Here is an 18,286-nt window from a genome sequence, read left to right on the forward strand (position 1 = left end):
GATAACGCGTGCTTCCTGAATAAACGCGGTGCCTGTGAGTTTTTCGCGAGCAAGCTCGCTCCTACAGACGGTGGTGTACGCTTAACTGACTGGCATTAGGGCTTACCCCCTCCCACCTTTGATCCCCATTGTCCTTTAGGTCAGCACAAACCTGGCCCAAAGTGGCTGCAAGACACGAGGCACAGCATGCAAATCAAACTCGCCAACCCCCGTGGCTTCTGCGCCGGCGTGGACCGGGCGATCGAAATCGTCAACCGCGCCCTGGAAGTCTTCGGCCCGCCGATTTATGTGCGGCATGAAGTCGTCCACAACAAGTTCGTGGTCGAAGACCTGCGTGCTCGCGGAGCCATCTTCGTCGAAGAGCTCGACCAGGTGCCCGATGATGTCATCGTTATCTTCAGTGCCCATGGCGTGTCCCAGGCCGTGCGCACCGAAGCGGCTGGCCGTGGCCTGAAAGTGTTCGACGCCACGTGCCCGCTGGTGACCAAGGTGCACATTGAGGTGGCGCGCTACAGCCGTGATGGCCGCGAATGCATCCTGATCGGCCACGCCGGCCATCCGGAGGTCGAAGGCACCATGGGCCAGTATGACTCCAGTAATGGCGGCGCGATCTACCTGGTAGAAGACGAAAAAGACGTTGCCAGCTTGCAGGTGCAAAACCCTGAACGCTTGGCCTTCGTCACCCAGACCACCTTGTCCATGGACGATACCAGCCGCGTTATCGACGCCCTGCGCACGCGATTCCCGGCCATCGGCGGCCCGCGCAAGGACGACATCTGCTACGCCACGCAAAACCGCCAGGATGCAGTCAAGCAGCTGGCCGATGAGTGTGATGTGGTGCTGGTGGTCGGCAGCCCCAACAGCTCCAACTCCAACCGTTTGCGCGAGTTGGCTGAGCGCATGGCGACGCCGGCGTACCTGATCGACGGCGCCGAGGACATGCAGCGTAGCTGGTTCGACGGCGTAGAGCGCATCGGCATTACGGCAGGCGCCTCGGCCCCGGAAGTTTTGGTGCGCGGCGTGATCCAGCAATTGCACGCCTGGGGTGCCACCGGCGCCGACGAATTGGCGGGCCGGGAAGAAAACATTACGTTTTCAATGCCCAAAGAATTACGGGTTCGCTCGCTGCTCTGAACCCCTGGCGGCTGGGTTAACCTCGGCATAGCGCCTGCTCGGTCTTGTCACTGCGCAGGCTGATACGCCCGCTGGGAGCGAGCACGACCTGATACAGGCTCTGGGCCTGTTGTGTGTCGCACACATGCACGGTGCCGGCACGAAATCCCCCGCCCGCAAACACCGGCTCCCCCAAACCGCTGAAACGCACCTGGCTGCTGACCGGGCCATTGCCGGCAACCGGTACTTGCCCGCTGTCCTGTCGCTCCAGTAGCACCGGATTATCGTCGTCCAGGTGGCCGCGCCCATTGATATCCAGTATCACCCGCCATCCTTGGCTCCAGTCTTCATCCCGCGCATGGATCACCACCGCACGATTGCGTGCAATCGCCTCGGTGCGCGCGTAACGCAGCCCGTCGGCCAGTGCCTGGGCCACGCTTTGTCGCTGCTGCGATTCCAGCAAACCTTTGAAGTTGGGTATGGCCAGTTGCGCCAGAACACCCGTCACGATCAATCCCAGCAGTAATTCGATCAGGGTGAAACCTCGTTGTGTCATGTGTGCTCCCTCCGTGGATGCGAGTGATCGTCAAGTGGCAGGCATAGGTATAGCGCTTGGTCCCTGGTGCTGAATGATGGCCTTTACGTCCAATGTATTTCCCTTTGTTCCGGTAGCGGCAGCGGCCGAAAACCGACGCTAGGCTTGGGGCACACAGCAGGTTTTTCCTGTTTTCCTAAGGCCTTCGACATGGATGACGACGGTATGCCTTTCTGCCGGAATACATTTTCTCTACGCGCTTTTTATCGGCACCAATCCGGCATGACGCTGATCGAGGTGCTGGTCGCGGTGCTGGTCCTGGCGCTCGGACTGCTGGGGGCCGCGGCGATCCAGCTCAACGCGCTCAAGACCACCGACAGCGCAAGGATGACCAGCCAAGCCAGTTTTATTGCCTACGACATGCTCGACCGTATTCGCGCCAACGCCGCTGTCGATTACTCCCAGGCTCGCACCGGCAGCACCTCGGCTACCAGCGTGCGTGACCTGGACCTGCGTGACTTCGAGGCCAATATCACTGGTTTTGCCGGCAAGGACGCCAAGGGTGCGATAGCGGCCAGCGGCGATGAGGTCACTGTCAGCATCAGTTGGGAGGATGTCAGGAGCAGACTGGGTGAGCGGCAAACCTTCACCCTGACCAGTCGGATCGCCAATGGGCAAGGGCGGTTGCAATGATCCGTCCTGCGCGAGGTTTCGGGCTGGTGGAGTTGCTGCTGGCGCTGGCCGTCGGGCTGGTGGTAGTGCTCGGGGCGAGCCAGGTGCTGATCGGTTCGCGGTTGACCCAGGCCAGCCAGCAGGCCGCCATGGTGCTGCAGGACGATGCGCGGTTCGTCCTGAGCAAGATGACTCAGGATATTCGCCAGACGGGCATGCTGGGGTGTCTGGCCACGGCTTTTATCGACAACGCCCCGGCGGCCTTTGATCGGCCGATTGGCTGGGAAGCTTCGGCAAGCGCAAAGTCACTGACTCTGGTGACCGCCAATGCCAGCAACAGTACAGGCAAGCCTGACTGGACGGTGGTATCCGACTGCAAAGAGGCCGCCCAGGCCTATACCGGGACGCCGTCTGGGATTGCGCCCGGGCAGATTCGTTTCGCTATACGCGAGCTCACCTACACCTATGAGACGGGTCAGTTGAAGATCAGTACCCCGTCAGCTCCGGCCAAAGCCGTACTGATGGATAACGTACGGGCCTTCGAGATCAGTTTTGGTGTGGCGGCCAGGCCTGAATCGACCGGCGTGGTGCGTTACGACAGCCACCCGGCCGACGCATCGTTGATACGCAGCGTGCGCATCCTCATGACCCTGCAAGACCCCACCGGGCGGGTGAAAGACCAGGCCTACGCCGTCGTGGCGGCACTGCGCAACCGGCTGGATTAGGGCGATGACAATGATGCGGTGTAGCCAGGTGCGGCAGGCGGGGATGGTATTGCTGATCAGCCTGGTATTTCTGCTGTTGTTGTCACTGGTGGGGTTGTCGTCGATGCAGGGCGCGCTCGCTCAGCAGAAGGCGGCTAATAGCCTGTGGCAGCGTAATCAATCGTTCCAGACGGCTGAAAGTGGCCTGCGGCTGGGGGAGTCGGCGGTGCGCAGGGGCGGGCAGGTGATGCCGGTTTGCCAGTCGATCATCAGTTGCGCGCCGCCCGATGAAGCTTCATCGGTGGTGGGCGCCGGACACAATCCGGTCTCGGCGGTGACGTGGGTGGCGTTCAAGGACGGGGTGTATGGCGTTCAATCCCTGGGCGTGGGTTCGGGCCAGACACATTTGCCGCCGTATGCCCCAGCCGCGCTCTTCCGCGTGACGGCCGTCGGGCTTGGTGGCCGATCGCGCACCGTGCTGGAGGCTGTGTATGCGCGGGTGGAGGAGGGCGACGGCGAACGGTTTCGGCGAGTCTTATGGCGGCAACTTCAATAAGGAGCAATCGAATGGGCATGGATAGCCAGGGCTTTACCCTGATCGAATTATTGATCGCCGTGGCGATCATTGCGTTGCTGGGCGGAATCGCTTACCCCGCATATACCGTCCAGGTGAAAAAGGTCCACCGGGTGCAGATCGTCGCGCTGCTGGCCGAGCAAGCTCAGTACCTGGAGCGTTTTTACACGCGCAACGGCACTTATATTGATGCAAGCGGCGTCAGTACAGGCAACGATCACTATAGAATCAGCTCAGTCTTGAACCCTCAGGACTTTGCCTTGCTGGCCACGCCTGCCACGGGCTCTGTCATGGCGGACGACGCCTGTGGCCGGTTCAGCTTGACCAGCACCGGCATGCGGAGCAATCCGGGAGCGGCGCCAGAGATGCCGCTCAAGGCATGCTGGGGGCAGTGATGAGAGTGCTGGATGAATGGGCGCCGGGCGCGCTTTTACCTTTTTATCGGCTGGATCAAATGATGGCTAAGCAACAGCGAGTAGTGATTGTCGGCGGCGGAGTGATTGGCTTGTTGACGGCATACAACCTGGCGAACAGGGGGCTGGCGGTCATATTGCTGGAGCGCGCCGGGCTTGGGCAGGAATCATCCTGGGCCGGCGGCGGAATTGTTTCGCCGTTGTATCCGTGGCGCTATAGTCCGGCGGTGACCGCTTTAGCCCACTGGTCCCAGGATTTCTACCCGCAACTGGCGCAACGGCTGTTCGCCGCGACCGGGCTTGATCCTGAGGTTCACACCACGGGCCTGTATTGGCTCGACCTGGATGACGAAGCCGAGGCTCTGGCCTGGGCTGCGCGTGAAGGCCGGCCCTTGAGCAAAGTGGACGTGTCGGCCGCCCATGACGCGGTCCCGGTGCTGGGCGGCGGTTATTCGCGGGCGATCTACATGGCCGACGTAGCCAATGTGCGCAATCCGCGCCTGGTCAAATCCCTCAAGGTGGCGTTGTCGGCGCTGCCCGGTGTGACGATTCACGAGCAGTGCGAGGTCGCTGGATTTATTGTGGAAGGCGGCACTGTGGTGGGCGTGAATACGTCTGCTGGCGTCATCACGGGTGATCAGGTGGTGCTTGCGGCCGGTGCCTGGAGCGGGGCGTTGCTGGGAAAACTGGGCTTGGCGCTGCCCGTGGAGCCGGTAAAGGGCCAGATGATCCTCTACAAATGCGCGCCTGATTTTTTATCGAGTATGGTCCTGGCCAAAGGACGCTATGCGATCCCGCGACGGGATGGGCACATTCTGATTGGCAGCACCCTGGAGCATGAGGGGTTCGATAAAACGCCGACCGAAACCGCACTGGAAAGTCTCAAGGCTTCTGCGGTGGAACTGCTTCCCGCCCTGGCGGACGCCGAGGTGGTGGGGCATTGGGCGGGGTTGCGGCCCGGCTCGCCGGAAGGCATCCCTTATATCGGCGAGGTGCCCGGCTTCAAAGGCCTGTGGCTCAATTGCGGGCACTACCGCAACGGCCTGGTGCTTGCCCCGGCGTCCTGCCAGTTGTTTGCCGACTTGTTGCTGGGGCATGCGCCGATCATCGACCCGGCACCTTACGCGCCCGCCGGTCGACTCAACGCTGGATAGACTTCGGCCCTTGCTGCAGGTGTGCCTGGGTGCAATACCATTGCTGGCCCGAGCTCAGCGCACGATCCTGCGGCACATGCACGCCGCAGTGGGCGCAACGCACCATCATTGAGGCATTGGGTTCGCCGGTACGGGATTGGCCGGCCGCTGGGCTTTTAAATTTGCGCCAGAGCCATACCGCAGCGGCAATGACGGCGATCCAGAACAATAGACGAAGCACGATGGGCAGTTTCTCAATGAGGAATGCGCCAGTTTAGCCAAGGTCGCCATGGGCGCACAGCGCAATAAATACTCGCCCATGAAAAAGGGAGCTCCTGAGAGCTCCCTTTTGCGTTGCGTCGAACGGTCAGTCGAACACACCGAAGGTCATGTAGCTGAACCACGAGCGGTCCTGGTTGTTGCCCAGGGCTTGCGGCTCTTCCTCTTCGATCACGTCGCCGTTCTCGTCGTGCGGCTTGAGATCCGAAGGAATCGCGTCCTTGGCGTCCTGGTACTGCTTGATCACGTCCTGGTTGGCGCGTGTTTCACCCGGTGGCAGCGGTGGACGGGACTCGATCAGGCCCAGGGTGTACTTGCTCAGCCACGAACGGTTGTCGGCTTCGTCAACCTGAGGCACGAACTGGCCGTCTTTCAGGCTTGGGTGGTCCGGGTAGTTGAGCTTGAGGGTTTCCAGGCTGGTGCCTGCCAGTTCGTCCAGGTGCAGGCGCTGGTAAGCCTCGGTCATCACGGCCAGGCCGTCGCCCACCGAAGGGGTTTCCTGGAAGTTCTCCACCACGTAGCGGCCACGGTTGGCGGCGGCCACGTACGCCTGACGGGTCAGGTAGTAGTGGGCCACGTGGATCTCGTAGGAAGCCAGCAGGTTGCGCAGGTAGATCATGCGCTGCTTGGCGTCCGGCGCGTAGCGGCTGTTCGGGTAGCGGCTGGTCAGCTGGGCGAACTCGTTGTAGGAGTCGCGGGCAGCGCCCGGGTCACGCTTGGTCATGTCCAGCGGCAGGAAGCGCGCCAGCAAGCCGACGTCCTGGTCGAACGAGGTCAGGCCCTTCATGTAGTAGGCGTAGTCAACGTTCGGATGCTGCGGGTGCAGGCGGATAAAACGCTCGGCAGCGGACTTGGCAGCTTCCGGCTCGGCGTTTTTATAGTTGGCGTAGATCAGCTCGAGCTGGGCCTGGTCGGCATAGCGTCCGAACGGATAGCGCGACTCCAGGGCCTTCAGCTTCGCTGTGGCGCTGGTGTAGCTATTATTGTCCAGGTCTGTCTGAGCTTGCTGGTACAGCTCGACTTCGCTCAGGTTTTCGTCGACGACCTCCTTGGTTGACGAGCAAGCAGCAGTCATGGCGAGGATGGCGATCAGCAGCAGGTGTTTCACTTGCATGGCGGCTTGCGTCCCTATGACGGCCGCTGTCTTGGGCGGGGCCGTCCTGTTATGATGAGCGCCCCGTTGAAAGCCTCGGGGCAAAAGACGCCGTATTTAACCACAAGCGCGCAGCCGAAACCAAAGGCTGTGCCACGCCTAGTCTGAGCATGTCCGATAAAATTGAACTTCGCGCAGAGGTGCCGTCCGAATTGGGCGGCCAACGCCTCGATCAAGTCGCCGCACAATTATTCGCTGAGCACTCGCGCTCGCGCCTTTCCGCCTGGATCAAAGACGGCCGCCTGACTGTGGATGGAGCGGTTATCCGCCCGCGAGACATAGTGCATGGCGGTGCGATTCTTGAGCTAACTGCCGAGCAGGAAGCCCAGGGAGAATGGGTCGCCCAGGACATCGAGCTGGATATCGTCTATGAAGACGACGACATCCTGGTCATCAACAAACCCGCAGGCCTGGTGGTTCACCCGGCTGCCGGGCACGCTGATGGCACCTTGCTCAATGCCCTGTTGCACCACGTACCGGACATCATCAATGTGCCGCGCTGCGGCATCGTGCACCGTCTGGACAAGGACACCACCGGCCTGATGGTGGTGGCCAAGACCATTCAGGCGCAGACGCAACTGGTTACTCAATTGCAGAGTCGCAGCGTCAGCCGGATCTACGAGTGCATCGTGATCGGCGTCGTGGTGGCCGGGGGCAAGATCAACGCCCCAATCGGTCGTCACGGCCAGCAGCGCCAGCGCATGGCGGTGATGGAGGGCGGCAAGCAGGCCGTCAGCCACTATCGCGTGCTGGAGCGTTTCCGTTCCCACACGCACGTGCGGGTCAAGCTGGAAACCGGTCGTACCCACCAGATCCGCGTGCACATGGCCCACATCAACTTCCCGTTGGTCGGTGATCCGGCCTACGGTGGTCGCTTCCGCATTCCGCCGGCGGCCAGCCAGACCATGGTTGAATCGCTCAAGACGTTCCCGCGCCAGGCGCTGCATGCACGCTTCCTGGAACTGGATCATCCGACGAGCGGTAAGCGCATGAGCTGGGAATCGCCGCTTCCAGACGATCTGGTCTGGTTGTTGTCGCTGCTCAAGCAGGATCGCGAGGCGTTTATCGGATGAGTGACTGGCTGATACCTGACTGGCCCGCGCCGTCTCAGGTCAAAGCCTGCGTCACTACCTGTGCGGGCGGCGTCAGTGTGGCGCCGTTCGACAGCCTCAACCTGGGCGATCATGTCGAGGACAGCCTTGAGGCCGTCCTGGAAAATCGTCGCCGTCTTACCGATGCCTTCGGTATCCAGCCGGCCTGGTTGCGTCAAGTCCACGGCACCACTGTGGTCGAGGCCGATCCGGGCCGTATCGCCGAAGCGGATGGCAGTTGGACCAGCACCCCTGGTATCGCCTGCACCGCGATGACGGCCGATTGCCTGCCTGCATTGTTCTGCAATCGAGCGGGCACCCGTGTGGCGGCGGCGCATGCCGGTTGGCGTGGGCTCGCGGCCGGGGTGCTGGAGGCTACCTTCGACAGCCTGGGTTGCGACCCCGCCGACGTGCTGGTCTGGCTCGGCCCGGCCATTGGTCCGCAGGCCTTTGAGGTCGGCCCCGAGGTGCGTGAAGCCTTCATGCAACAACTGCCCGCGACTGCCCAAGCCTTCGTGCCCAGCCGTAATCCCGGCAAGTTTATGGCCGATATCTATCAGCTTGCTCGTCTGCGCCTGGCAGCACGGGGCGTTACCGCTGTGTATGGTGGCGGTTTGTGCACCGTGACCGACCCGCGCTTCTTTTCCTATCGCCGCAGCCCACGCACGGGCCGATTCGCCTCCCTTATCTGGCTCGAACGCTAGACTGTCCTGATCTGTATCAACCATCCGCTGCTTGAATCCCCCAGAATCCACCCCATCTATAGGGGTATCTGGCAGGTTTCTTCATTTAGGATGTTTCTACAGCTCCGGCCTGCTCAAAAGGAAGGTGACTTATGCGTATTGATCGTTTAACCAGCAAATTGCAGTTGGCCTTATCGGACTCCCAATCCCTGGCGGTCGGTCTCGACCACCCGGCAATTGAACCTGCGCACTTGATGCAGGCGCTCCTGGAGCAACAAGGTGGTTCTATCAAGCCCTTGTTGATGCAGGTGGGCTTTGACATTAACAGCCTGCGCAAGGAACTGAGCAAAGAGCTCGACCAACTGCCGAAAATCCAGAATCCTACCGGCGACGTGAATATGTCGCAGGATTTGGCGCGCCTGCTGAACCAGGCTGACCGCTTGGCCCAACAGAAAGGTGACCAGTTCATCTCCAGCGAGCTCGTGCTGCTCGCCGCCATGGACGACAACAGCAAGCTCGGCAAATTGTTGCTGGGCCAGGGTGTGAGCAAGAAAGCCCTGGAAAACGCCATCAACAATCTGCGCGGCGGCGAGGCGGTGAATGACCCCAACCACGAGGAGTCGCGCCAAGCCCTGGATAAATACACCGTTGACCTGACCAAGCGCGCCGAAGAGGGCAAGCTTGACCCGGTCATCGGCCGTGACGACGAAATTCGGCGCACCATCCAGGTGCTGCAACGCCGTACCAAGAACAACCCCGTACTGATCGGTGAGCCTGGCGTGGGTAAAACCGCCATCGCCGAAGGCCTGGCCCAGCGCATCATCAATGGCGAAGTGCCGGACGGCCTGAAAGGCAAGCGCCTGCTGTCCCTGGACATGGGCTCGCTGATCGCCGGCGCCAAGTTCCGTGGCGAGTTCGAAGAGCGCCTCAAATCCCTGCTCAATGAATTGTCCAAGCAGGAAGGGCAGATCATTCTATTTATCGACGAACTGCACACCATGGTCGGCGCCGGTAAAGGCGAGGGCTCCATGGATGCCGGCAATATGCTCAAGCCTGCCCTGGCGCGAGGCGAGTTGCATTGCGTCGGTGCCACCACGCTCAACGAATACCGTCAGTACATTGAAAAGGACGCGGCTCTGGAGCGGCGTTTCCAGAAAGTGCTTGTGGAAGAACCCAGTGAAGAGGACACCATCGCCATCCTGCGTGGCCTGAAAGAGCGCTATGAAGTCCACCATAAAGTCGCGATCACTGACGGCGCGATCATTGCGGCGGCCAAGTTGAGCCATCGCTATATCACCGATCGTCAATTGCCCGACAAGGCCATCGATTTGATCGACGAAGCGGCCAGCCGGATTCGCATGGAAATCGACTCCAAGCCGGAAGTGCTCGACCGCCTGGATCGCCGCCTGATTCAACTGAAAGTCGAATCCCAGGCGCTGAAGAAAGAAGAGGATGAGGCGGCGAAGAAACGTCTGGAAAAACTCCAGGAAGAAATTGTCCGCCTGGAGCGGGAGTATTCGGACCTCGAAGAAATCTGGACCTCGGAAAAAGCCGAAGTGCAGGGTTCGGCGCAGATCCAGCAGAAGATCGAGCAGTCGCGCCAGGAGCTGGAAGCCGCGCGCCGCAAGGGCGACCTGAACCGCATGGCCGAGCTGCAGTATGGGGTGATCCCGGACTTGGAACGCAGCCTGCAGATGGTCGACCAGCACGGGCACAGTGAGAACCAGTTGCTGCGCAGCAAGGTGACCGAGGAAGAAATAGCCGAGGTGGTCTCCAAGTGGACCGGCATTCCTGTGTCGAAGATGCTTGAGGGCGAACGCGACAAGCTGCTGAAGATGGAAAGCCTGTTGCACCAGCGCGTTATTGGCCAGGAAGAGGCCGTGGTGGCGGTGTCCAATGCGGTGCGGCGTACCCGCGCCGGGTTGTCCGACCCGAATCGCCCAAGTGGTTCGTTCATGTTCCTCGGCCCGACCGGCGTGGGTAAGACCGAGCTGTGCAAGGCCTTGGCCGAATTCCTCTTCGATACTGAAGAGGCGATGGTGCGCATCGACATGTCCGAGTTCATGGAGAAACACTCGGTGGCGCGCCTGATCGGCGCCCCACCAGGCTATGTGGGCTACGAGGAGGGCGGTTACCTGACCGAGGCCGTGCGGCGTAAGCCTTACTCGGTGATCTTGCTGGACGAGGTCGAGAAGGCGCACCCGGATGTGTTCAACATCCTGTTGCAAGTGCTCGAGGACGGCCGCCTGACCGACAGCCACGGCCGTACAGTGGATTTCCGCAACACGGTGATTGTGATGACCTCTAACCTGGGCTCGGCGCAGATCCAGGAGTTGGTGGGCGATCGCGAGGCCCAGCGGGCAGCGGTGATGGATGCGCTGACCTCGCACTTCCGCCCGGAATTTATCAACCGGGTGGATGAAGTGGTGATCTTCGAGCCTTTGGCCCGGGATCAGATTGCCGGTATCACCGAGATCCAGTTGGGACGCCTGCGGGCACGCCTGGCCGAGCGCGAACTGGCGCTGGAGCTGAGCAGTGAGGCGTTGGACAAGCTGATCGCGGTGGGTTACGACCCGGTGTATGGCGCACGGCCGTTGAAGCGTGCGATCCAGCGCTGGATTGAAAACCCGCTGGCGCAGCTGATCCTGTCGGGCAGCTTTATGCCCGGCACCCCCGTCAAGGCGACGGTGGAGAACGACGAAATCGTCTTCCATTAAGCCCGGCAGCCAGTGCTGTAAGAGGAGGCCCCGCATTGCGGGGCCTTTTTTTTCGATAGGGCGTTGAACTGTAAGGCAAAGGCTTGTAAAGTGCGCCCCGCAGCAACGTCAGCCCACGGGTTTCTTCTCCCCAAGAAGAAATCAGAAAGAAGCGCAAATCATTGTCTTAAAAGCAATTTAAAGGGTTGACAGGGGTTTTTAAGATTGTAGAATAGCGCGCCTCAGAGACGCTAACGTAGCGATACGGACAGGGTCGAAGAGAAGGTTTTACCGTAGTAAAAGTTGCACTTTGAAATATGTAGTTCCGTGATAGCTCAGTCGGTAGAGCAAATGACTGTTAATCATTGGGTCCCAGGTTCGAGTCCTGGTCACGGAGCCAATTTCAAACCGGGGTATAGCGCAGTCCGGTAGCGCGCCTGCTTTGGGAGCAGGATGTCGGGAGTTCGAATCCCCCTACCCCGACCATATTTGGGTCGTTAGCTCAGTTGGTAGAGCAGTTGGCTTTTAACCAATTGGTCGTAGGTTCGAATCCCACACGACCCACCATTTTTGAGACCAGTTAACGCTGGAATCAGATCTTAAGATCAGAGGCCAAAAGCACTGATCGAAGAAGGCGACTGAAAGGTCGCCTTTTTATTACCGGGGTATAGCGCAGTCCGGTAGCGCGCCTGCTTTGGGAGCAGGATGTCGGGAGTTCGAATCCCCCTACCCCGACCATATTAAAAATCCTCGTATCGAAAGATACGGGGATTTTTTTTGTCTGAAAATTATCTCAAGTTCAACACAGCACCAATGTGGGAGGGGGCTTGCTCCCGATAGCGGTGGTCAGTTAAGTATTTTTACCTGACCCACCGCTATCGGGAGCAAGCCCCCTCCCACATGTCTCAGTGCAGTTTCAGACGCGGCTCAGTCCCCCGACCGATCTTGCTGCCCAGCATCAGCATCGCCGTGCGGAAAAAGCCATACAGCGCCATCTGGTGCATACGGTACAGCGACACGTAGAACATCCGCGCCAGCCAGCCCTCCAGCATCACACTGCCGGTCAGGTTGCCCATCAAGTTGCCCACGGCGGAGAATCGCGACAGCGAGATCAGCGAGCCGTAGTCGGTGTACTTGTAGGTCGGCAGCTCCTTGCCTTCAATCCGCAGCTTCAGCGATTTGGCGAGCAATGAGGCCTGCTGGTGAGCGGCCTGCGCGCGCGGCGGCACATTACGGTCGGTGCCGGGCTGTGGGCAGGCGGCGCAATCGCCAAAGGCAAAGATGTTTTCGTCGCGGGTGGTCTGTAGCGTCGGCAGCACCTGCAGTTGGTTGATGCGGTTGGTCTCCAGGCCATCGAGGTCCTTGAGAAAACCCGGTGCGCGAATCCCGGCGGCCCACACTTTGAGGCTGGCCGGGATCACTTGGCCGCTGCTGGTGATCAGCGCGTCGGCGGTCACTTCGCTGACGGCCGAGTTGGTCAGCACGGTCACCCCAAGTTTTTCCAGGGTTTTATGCACAGGCCCGCCAATCCGCTCCGGCAGCGCGGGCAATACCCGAGGGCCTGCTTCGATCAGGGTGATGTGCATGTTTTCCGGCTTGATACGGTCCAGGCCGTACGCTGCCAGCTCATGGGCTGCGTTATGCAGTTCGGCGGCCAGTTCGACGCCGGTGGCGCCGGCGCCGACGATGGCGACGCTGATCTGTTCAATGGTGTCAGTTTGCCCGGCGTGGGCACGCAGGTAATGGTTGAGCAACCGCTGATGGAAGCGCTCGGCCTGCTTGCGGGTGTCGAGGAACAGGCAATGCTGCGCCGCGCCCTCGGTGCCGAAATCGTTAGTGGTGCTGCCCACTGCAATCACCAGGCTGTCGTAGCTCAGTACGCGCGCAGGTACCAGCTCCCGGCCTTCTTCGTCGAGGGTGGCGGCCAGTTGGATTTTCTTCTGTTCACGGTCAAGCCCGCTCATACGCCCCAGCTGGAACTCGAAGTGGTTCCATTTCGCCTGGGCGACGTAATTGAGTTCATCTTCCGAAGAGTTCAGCGAGCCGGCCGCGACTTCGTGCAGCAGCGGTTTCCAGATATGCGTCAGGTTGGCGTCCACCAGCGTGATGCTGGCTTTGCCGCGTTTGCCCAGAGTCTTACCCAGGCGGGTCGCTAGCTCCAGGCCGCCGGCACCGCCGCCGACGACAATAATACGATGGGTCATGGGGATATCTCGCAAGGCTAAAAGAAATCGGAGCAGTTACCCCCGCGAGCGCCAGGCAGCTCATAGCGTCAGGTAACTCAAAAGGCGGCTCAGCAAGCCGAGCCCGATCACCACCACCAGCACCACACCAAGGAGCAGCCACGGCCTGAAAGGCTTGCGCTCGACTCTGTGCTGGGAGAGTTGCAGGTACTCTTCGACATGCTGTTGGTCATCGGGTTTCAGGCGGCTGGTCATAAAGGCCTCGTCAGGTAGACGTTGCAAAAGGGCGCCACGTTACAGCCGGGGCATCAGAGGCTGATGCCCACATCGAACACTATGCTGCGGCCCAGGTTGTTGCGCAAGAAATCCGGCGCGTCCGGATGTGCGAACAGTACCCGCGCAAAGGTTGGCCCCACCAGCGACAGCGAGCGCCAGCCCTGGCGCAGATATTCGGTAGGCGGTGGGAAGTGGCTGTTAAGGTCCAGCACTTCGCGCTTGAGGCTGGTGAAGGCGATGAGGTCCAGTTCCCCCAGGTCCATTCCGCGTTCCTTGTAGTTGTGCGCTTTTTTGCGCAGGGTCGGGGCCAGGCGCAGCAGGAACTCATGGGCAGGGATGCGCCTTGGCTTGGCTTCGCGGCGCACCAGCTGGCTCAAGGAAAAGGCGCTGCGTCGGCGCAGCAATTCGTCGCGCCATTCGTCGTTCAGGCGGCGGCCTTCGTCCAATACAAAGAACACCTCGAAACTGGCGTCGCGAAACAGCACGTCCGGCGGCTCCTGGCCGGCGGCGTGGAACTCCTCGGCGCGATAGGGCACGTTCAAGCCTTGCAGCAGGCGCTGGCAGACCCAACGCTCACGCTCCCATTTGCGGGCATTGGACAGGAACGCGTTGGCTTGTTCGGCTGCTACGGTGAGCAGGCGCAAATAATCTGAGTCATCCATAGGCGTAGCTTAGCGTTCAAATGATGACCGCAGGAAGACTCGTTGCGGGCCCAGCGTTGCTCAGCCTTACAGCTGGCTACCCTGTAACCTGGCGATGTAATCTGACCATCCGGCAGCGACTCTGGAAACGAGGCGTTCATGTTTACGATCAACGCGGCCAGGCCCATGACGGGCCATGAGGCGGCTAGGCAGGTGAAACGGTGATCGGCGCGGCGGTACTGACGCCGCAGACCCTTGGCATCGGCTGGCTGTTGTATGCCCCGCTGGTGGTCTGGGCGATCTTGCGTGCGCCTTGGGTTGAGTTGTTTGCCGACCGACGGCGCCAGCATTTGCTGTTCGGCACGGTGTTCGCGCTGTTCATGTTATGGCTGGTGCGGCGGGATTTCGATACGGGGGTGTCTTACCATTTTATCGGCATGACCGCCGTGACCTTGTTGCTGGACTGGCCGTTGGCGATCGTGGGTGGGTGTGCCGCGCAGTTGGGTTTGGTATGGCTGGGGCGTCAGGATTTCGCCGCAGTCGGTGTGAACGGCCTGCTGTTGATTGGGCTGCCGGTGCTGGTGACCGAAACCTGTGCGGCGCTGGTAGAGCGGGCGCAACCGCGAAACCCTTTCGTGTACATCTTCTGTTCCGGTTTTTTGGCTGCCGCCTTGTCGGCGTTGCTCTGCCTGTTGGCCGGCTTGGGGCTGCTATGGTTCGATGGACGATTTGCGATGCCGGAATGGCTGGAAGACTTTGTAGGCTACCTGTGGCTGATCATCTTTCCCGAAGCGTTTATCAACGGCATGGTGATCAGTGCCCTGGTGGTGTTCTGCCCTGAATGGCTGGAGACGTTCAACCGCACCCGCTATCTCTCGGCTCCGTGGAAGGATGACGATTCGCGGGGTTGATCCAGATCAAACACCGGATGGCCGCACGGGCCCATGCTCGTCGAAATTTCAGGAGCACGAATCATGAGTGTGTACGAATGGGCACGGCAGGAGTTGCGCAGGAGCCAGGATGCCGCACAGGAAATCGGGTTTGATCCGGGCCTGACCCTGCGCGCCATGCTCAGCGCGGTGGTGGAGCAGAGCAAGGGCGTGCGCAGCTTTGAAGACCTGGCCGACGAGTTGCAATACCTTGCGGAAAACCTCGACGACCAGCAGGAATACGCCTTTATGCGGCCTTAGTGGCGCGGCGGCAGGTCTTCGGAAAACAACTCGTCTTCGGCGTCAGGGGCCACCGGGATCTTATGTTCTTCAGCAGCCCAGGCGCCCAAGTCGATGAGTTTGCAACGGTCCGAGCAGAACGGCCGGTTGAGGTTGTCGGGTTTCCATTCCACGGGGGCGCCGCAGGTTGGGCAATCGACGGTCAAGGGTTGGCTCATGATCGGCCTCCACGCAAAGTGAGATAAAAGTGGTGCAGTCGCTCGACCTCGCCGTGCAGCCAGGCAAGGTCCTGGTCATTGACCAATACGTCATCGGCATGGTTCAGGCGGTCTTCGCGGCTCGACTGAGCCTTGAGAATGGCCTGCACCTGTTGCTCGCTGATGCCGTCGCGCTGCAGGGTACGCTGAATCTGCAGGGATTGCGGCACGTCGATCACCAGGATCCGTTGGGTCATGCTGTACTGGCCGGATTCGATCAGCAGCGGTGAGACCAGAATCGCGTAGGGTGATCGGGCGCGCGCCAGGTGGTCGCGAATCTCTTCGGCGATCAGCGGATGCAACAAGGCTTCCAGCCAGAGACGTTCGGCGGGTACGTCGAAAATCAATTTTCGCAACGTGGCGCGGTCCAGCTGGCCGTCCGGCTGCAGCACGCCGCTGCCGAAATGTTCGGCAATGCGCGCCAGCGCCGGCCGGCCGGGCTCAACCACCCAGCGGGCGGCATGATCGGCGTCGATCAGGTCGACACCCAACTTGGTGAAGTGTTCGGCCGCAGCGCTTTTACCGCTGCCGATCCCGCCCGTAAGGCCGAGAATCCAGGGTGTTGCAACAGGAGTGGTCATCTGAAACCGACAGACTGCAAATAGAAGTCGGTTATTTGACCACCCCAGAGCAATGCAATCCAGCCGGCAATTGCCAGGCAGGGGCCAAATGGCATCGGCACCGACGCTCCGGTCTTGCGCCAGCGCATCAGCAGCACGCCGACGAACACGCCGAGCAGTGATGCCATCAACAGCGTCATCGGCAGGATCTGCCAGCCACCCCAGGCTCCCAACAATGCGAGTAGCTTGAAGTCACCATGGCCCATGCCATCCTTGCCGGTGACCAGCTTGAACAGCCAGAACACGCTCCACAGGCTCATGTACCCAAACACCGCGCCCCATAACGCATCGGGCAGTGTCGCCAGCAGGCCCGCACTGTTGACCATAAGCCCCAGCCATAGCAGTGGCAGCACCAATGCATCCGGCAGCAACTGGTGATCCACGTCGATCAGGCTCATGCCCAGCAACCCCCAACTCAGCAGCAGCACCGCGCCCGCCTGCCAGCTGAAACCGAAGTGCCAGGCAACAGTGGCGCTGATCAGCGCGCATGCCAGTTCGGTGAAGGGGTAACGTGCGCCGATGGTTGCATGGCAATGGCTGCAACGCCCCTTGAGCATCAGGTAGCTGAGCAGGGGGATGTTTTCCCAGGGGCGAATCCGCTGGTCGCAGCGCGGGCAGCACGAGCCGGGGTGCATGAGGTTATAGACCGGCCCCGCCGGTACGACGGGCAGGCCGAGAATTTCATGGGCTTGGGCGCGCCATTCCCGCTCGAGCATTTTGGGCAGGCGCCAGACCAGCACATTGAGGAAACTGCCAACGATCAGGCCCAGCAGCAGCGCCACGCCCACAAACACCCAGGGCTGCTCGCCCAGCAACGCACTCAAAATGCCGACCCTAATTGAAACACCGGCAGGTACATCGCAATCACCAATGCACCGACAATGCTCCCCAGCACGACCATAATCAGTGGTTCCATCAGGCTGGTAAGGTTATCGACGAGGGTTTCTACGTCGGCCTCGTAATGGCTCGCGACCTTGTCCAGCATGCGGTCCAGCGTGCCGGACTCTTCGCCGATTGCTGTCATCTGGATCGCCATGCCGGGAAACAGCCCGCTGGCGGCCATGGATTGATTCAACTGCATACCCGTTGATACATCGTGGCGCATATGTTCGATTGCCTGTTTGAAAGGGCCGTTACCGACGGCGCCGGCCACTGAGCCCAGTGCCTGCACCAGGGGAACACCTGCCGCAAAGGTGGTTGAAAGCGTGCGGGCGTAGCGGGCGACGGCCGCTTTGTTCAACAGTTTGCCTGCCAGGGGGATTTTCAACAAACCCGCCTCCAGCCCGTGGCGAAAACCCGGCGAAACACGGTAGGCGTGGCGCCAGGCGCCTATTGCCACGCCCAGGCTCAGCGCCAGCATCCACCAGGCCTGTCGCAGAAAGTCGGAGAGGGCGATGACCCCCAGGGTAAAACCGGGCAGCGGGCTGTCGACCCCGGCGAACAGGTTCTGGAATTGCGGCACTACCTGCATCAGCAACACTGCGCTGACCAGGCTGGCCACCACCAGTACGGCGAGAGGGTAGGTCATGGCTTTCTTGATTCTGGTCTTGAGCCGTTGGCTTTTTTCCAGATGAATGGCCACTCGCTCCAGCAGCGTTTCCAGGGCACCTGCCTGTTCACCGGCGGCAATCAGGTGGCAGTACAGCTCATCGAAATAACGGGGGTATTGGCGCAGCGTGCTGGCCAGGCTGTTACCGGCGGCGACGTGTTGTTTCAAACCCTCGACCAACTCGCGCAGCGCTCGGTTCTCGACGCCCTCGCGGATGATGTCGAAGGCTTGCAACAAGGGGATGCCAGCCTTCAATAGCGTCGCCAACTGGCGGGTGAACAAGGCAATGTCTGCGGGTTGAATCGGCGGAGCCAGGCTTGGCAGGCCCGACGATTTCCTGCGCACACGCTCGGGGCAGATGCCTTGCTGGCGCAGTTGCGCCTTGATCAGCGCCAGGTCATGCCCCGTGGTTTGTCCGCTCACCCGGCGGCCTTTGCGGTTGATGCCTTGCCAGGTGTAGACCGTTGAGGTGTCGTTCATGTCGCCTTCGCACATGCAGGTTGAGAATTTACAGCTTAGTCAGAGGGCGGATGCAGGCCAGGCTG

The 18,286-nt window shown here is 60.8% G+C and carries 20 protein-coding genes, 4 tRNA genes and 1 pseudogene; 15 read left to right on the top strand and 10 right to left on the bottom strand.

Annotation, left to right across the window (positions count from 1 at the left end; all coding sequences use genetic code 11):
• The first annotated feature begins 186 nt into the window (after positions 1-186).
• On the top strand, positions 187-1,134 hold the full coding sequence (gene ispH, locus C4J93_RS03935) for a 4-hydroxy-3-methylbut-2-enyl diphosphate reductase (RefSeq protein WP_124365777.1): 948 nt from the start codon (positions 187-189) through the stop codon (positions 1,132-1,134).
• A gap of 19 nt (positions 1,135-1,153) precedes the next feature.
• On the opposite strand, the pseudogene C4J93_RS03940 reads toward ispH, so the two are convergent.
• Positions 1,154-1,669, bottom strand: a pseudogene (locus C4J93_RS03940) (GspH/FimT family pseudopilin); the annotation flags it as partial.
• Between the two features lie 204 nt (positions 1,670-1,873).
• On the opposite strand from C4J93_RS03940, the gene pilV reads away from it, so the two are divergent.
• The 5 genes from pilV (at position 1,874) to thiO (ending at position 5,165) form a co-directional block, all read left to right on the top strand.
• A complete protein-coding gene (gene pilV / locus C4J93_RS03945; RefSeq protein WP_124408586.1) occupies positions 1,874-2,341 on the top strand; it encodes a type IV pilus modification protein PilV in 468 nt (155 codons plus the stop codon).
• Positions 2,338-3,045 carry a prepilin-type N-terminal cleavage/methylation domain-containing protein gene (locus C4J93_RS03950; protein WP_124428650.1) on the top strand — a complete coding sequence of 236 codons (708 nt, stop codon included), beginning with the start codon at positions 2,338-2,340 and terminating at the stop codon, positions 3,043-3,045. Before pilV ends, C4J93_RS03950 begins: the two co-directional genes overlap by 4 nt.
• 10 nt (positions 3,046-3,055) lie before the next feature.
• A complete protein-coding gene (locus C4J93_RS03955; protein ID WP_372238160.1) occupies positions 3,056-3,580 on the top strand; it encodes a PilX N-terminal domain-containing pilus assembly protein in 525 nt (174 codons plus the stop codon).
• 11 nt (positions 3,581-3,591) lie between these two features.
• The gene (locus C4J93_RS03960) at positions 3,592-3,993 is read left to right on the top strand and encodes a type IV pilin protein (protein ID WP_124365780.1); all 402 of its coding nucleotides are present in this window, start codon (positions 3,592-3,594) and stop codon (positions 3,991-3,993) included.
• Between the two features lie 62 nt (positions 3,994-4,055).
• On the top strand, positions 4,056-5,165 hold the full coding sequence (gene thiO, locus C4J93_RS03965; RefSeq protein ID WP_124428651.1) for a glycine oxidase ThiO: 1,110 nt from the start codon (positions 4,056-4,058) through the stop codon (positions 5,163-5,165).
• Here thiO and C4J93_RS03970 read toward each other — a convergent pair.
• Together C4J93_RS03970 and C4J93_RS03975 are read right to left on the bottom strand one after the other, a co-directional pair.
• A complete protein-coding gene (locus C4J93_RS03970) occupies positions 5,152-5,385 on the bottom strand; it encodes a PP0621 family protein (RefSeq protein ID WP_124428652.1) in 234 nt (77 codons plus the stop codon). The genes thiO and C4J93_RS03970 overlap by 14 nt on opposite strands.
• Before the next feature lie 126 nt (positions 5,386-5,511).
• Positions 5,512-6,537: an outer membrane protein assembly factor BamD gene (locus C4J93_RS03975; protein ID WP_124369542.1), complete on the bottom strand. Its 1,026-nt coding sequence runs from the start codon at positions 6,535-6,537 to the stop codon at positions 5,512-5,514.
• Positions 6,538-6,686: 149 nt separating this feature from the next.
• Between C4J93_RS03975 and rluD the strand changes: the two genes are divergently transcribed.
• The 7 genes from rluD (at position 6,687) to C4J93_RS04010 (ending at position 11,784) form a co-directional block, all read left to right on the top strand.
• Positions 6,687-7,649 (top strand): 23S rRNA pseudouridine(1911/1915/1917) synthase RluD, encoded by a 963-nt coding sequence (gene rluD / locus C4J93_RS03980; RefSeq protein ID WP_016976299.1) that lies wholly within the window; start codon positions 6,687-6,689, stop codon positions 7,647-7,649.
• Complete coding sequence (gene pgeF, locus C4J93_RS03985) at positions 7,646-8,371, top strand: peptidoglycan editing factor PgeF (RefSeq protein ID WP_124428653.1); 726 nt, start codon at positions 7,646-7,648, stop codon at positions 8,369-8,371. The genes rluD and pgeF overlap by 4 nt, the downstream gene beginning before the upstream one ends.
• Before the next feature lie 131 nt (positions 8,372-8,502).
• Entirely contained in the window at positions 8,503-11,067 is a 2,565-nt protein-coding gene (clpB, locus tag C4J93_RS03990; protein ID WP_124361235.1) for an ATP-dependent chaperone ClpB, read from the top strand.
• 303 nt (positions 11,068-11,370) lie between these two features.
• Positions 11,371-11,446, top strand: a tRNA-Asn gene (locus tag C4J93_RS03995).
• Between the two features lie 9 nt (positions 11,447-11,455).
• Positions 11,456-11,532: transfer RNA gene (locus C4J93_RS04000), tRNA-Pro, on the top strand.
• A gap of 5 nt (positions 11,533-11,537) precedes the next feature.
• Positions 11,538-11,613: transfer RNA gene (locus C4J93_RS04005), tRNA-Lys, on the top strand.
• A gap of 94 nt (positions 11,614-11,707) precedes the next feature.
• A tRNA-Pro gene (locus C4J93_RS04010) sits at positions 11,708-11,784 on the top strand.
• Positions 11,785-11,951: 167 nt separating this feature from the next.
• Here the strand turns inward: C4J93_RS04010 and C4J93_RS04015 are convergent.
• The 3 genes from C4J93_RS04015 to C4J93_RS04025 are packed head-to-tail and all read right to left on the bottom strand — an operon-like array spanning position 11,952 to position 14,167.
• A complete protein-coding gene (locus C4J93_RS04015; RefSeq protein WP_124361239.1) occupies positions 11,952-13,250 on the bottom strand; it encodes an NAD(P)/FAD-dependent oxidoreductase in 1,299 nt (432 codons plus the stop codon).
• 60 nt (positions 13,251-13,310) lie between these two features.
• Positions 13,311-13,484 (bottom strand): DUF3094 family protein, encoded by a 174-nt coding sequence (locus C4J93_RS04020; protein WP_124361240.1) that lies wholly within the window; start codon positions 13,482-13,484, stop codon positions 13,311-13,313.
• Between the two features lie 53 nt (positions 13,485-13,537).
• Positions 13,538-14,167, bottom strand: coding sequence for a DUF1780 domain-containing protein (locus tag C4J93_RS04025; protein WP_083360208.1), 630 nt, complete (start codon positions 14,165-14,167; stop codon positions 13,538-13,540).
• Positions 14,168-14,367: 200 nt separating this feature from the next.
• On the opposite strand from C4J93_RS04025, the gene C4J93_RS04030 reads away from it, so the two are divergent.
• Entirely contained in the window at positions 14,368-15,057 is a 690-nt protein-coding gene (locus tag C4J93_RS04030) for an energy-coupling factor ABC transporter permease (protein ID WP_124428654.1), read from the top strand.
• A 63-nt stretch (positions 15,058-15,120) separates the two neighbouring features.
• Positions 15,121-15,336 carry a hypothetical protein gene (locus C4J93_RS04035; protein WP_124361242.1) on the top strand — a complete coding sequence of 72 codons (216 nt, stop codon included), beginning with the start codon at positions 15,121-15,123 and terminating at the stop codon, positions 15,334-15,336.
• On the opposite strand, the gene yacG is transcribed toward C4J93_RS04035, so the two are convergent.
• From yacG to C4J93_RS04055, 4 genes are read right to left on the bottom strand one after another with little or no spacing between them, the layout of a single operon-like run.
• A complete protein-coding gene (yacG, locus tag C4J93_RS04040; protein ID WP_065887991.1) occupies positions 15,333-15,533 on the bottom strand; it encodes a DNA gyrase inhibitor YacG in 201 nt (66 codons plus the stop codon). The genes C4J93_RS04035 and yacG overlap by 4 nt on opposite strands.
• Positions 15,530-16,153 (bottom strand): dephospho-CoA kinase, encoded by a 624-nt coding sequence (gene coaE / locus C4J93_RS04045; protein WP_124409022.1) that lies wholly within the window; start codon positions 16,151-16,153, stop codon positions 15,530-15,532. Before coaE ends, yacG begins: the two co-directional genes overlap by 4 nt.
• Positions 16,150-17,016: an A24 family peptidase gene (locus C4J93_RS04050; RefSeq protein ID WP_124428655.1), complete on the bottom strand. Its 867-nt coding sequence runs from the start codon at positions 17,014-17,016 to the stop codon at positions 16,150-16,152. Before C4J93_RS04050 ends, coaE begins: the two co-directional genes overlap by 4 nt.
• Positions 17,013-18,221 carry a type II secretion system F family protein gene (locus tag C4J93_RS04055; protein WP_124428656.1) on the bottom strand — a complete coding sequence of 403 codons (1,209 nt, stop codon included), beginning with the start codon at positions 18,219-18,221 and terminating at the stop codon, positions 17,013-17,015. The genes C4J93_RS04050 and C4J93_RS04055 overlap by 4 nt, the downstream gene beginning before the upstream one ends.
• Between the last annotated feature and the right edge of the window lie 65 nt (positions 18,222-18,286).

The organism is Pseudomonas sp. R2-37-08W (assembly GCF_003851705.1).
Taxonomy (GTDB): Bacteria; Pseudomonadota; Gammaproteobacteria; order Pseudomonadales; family Pseudomonadaceae; genus Aquipseudomonas.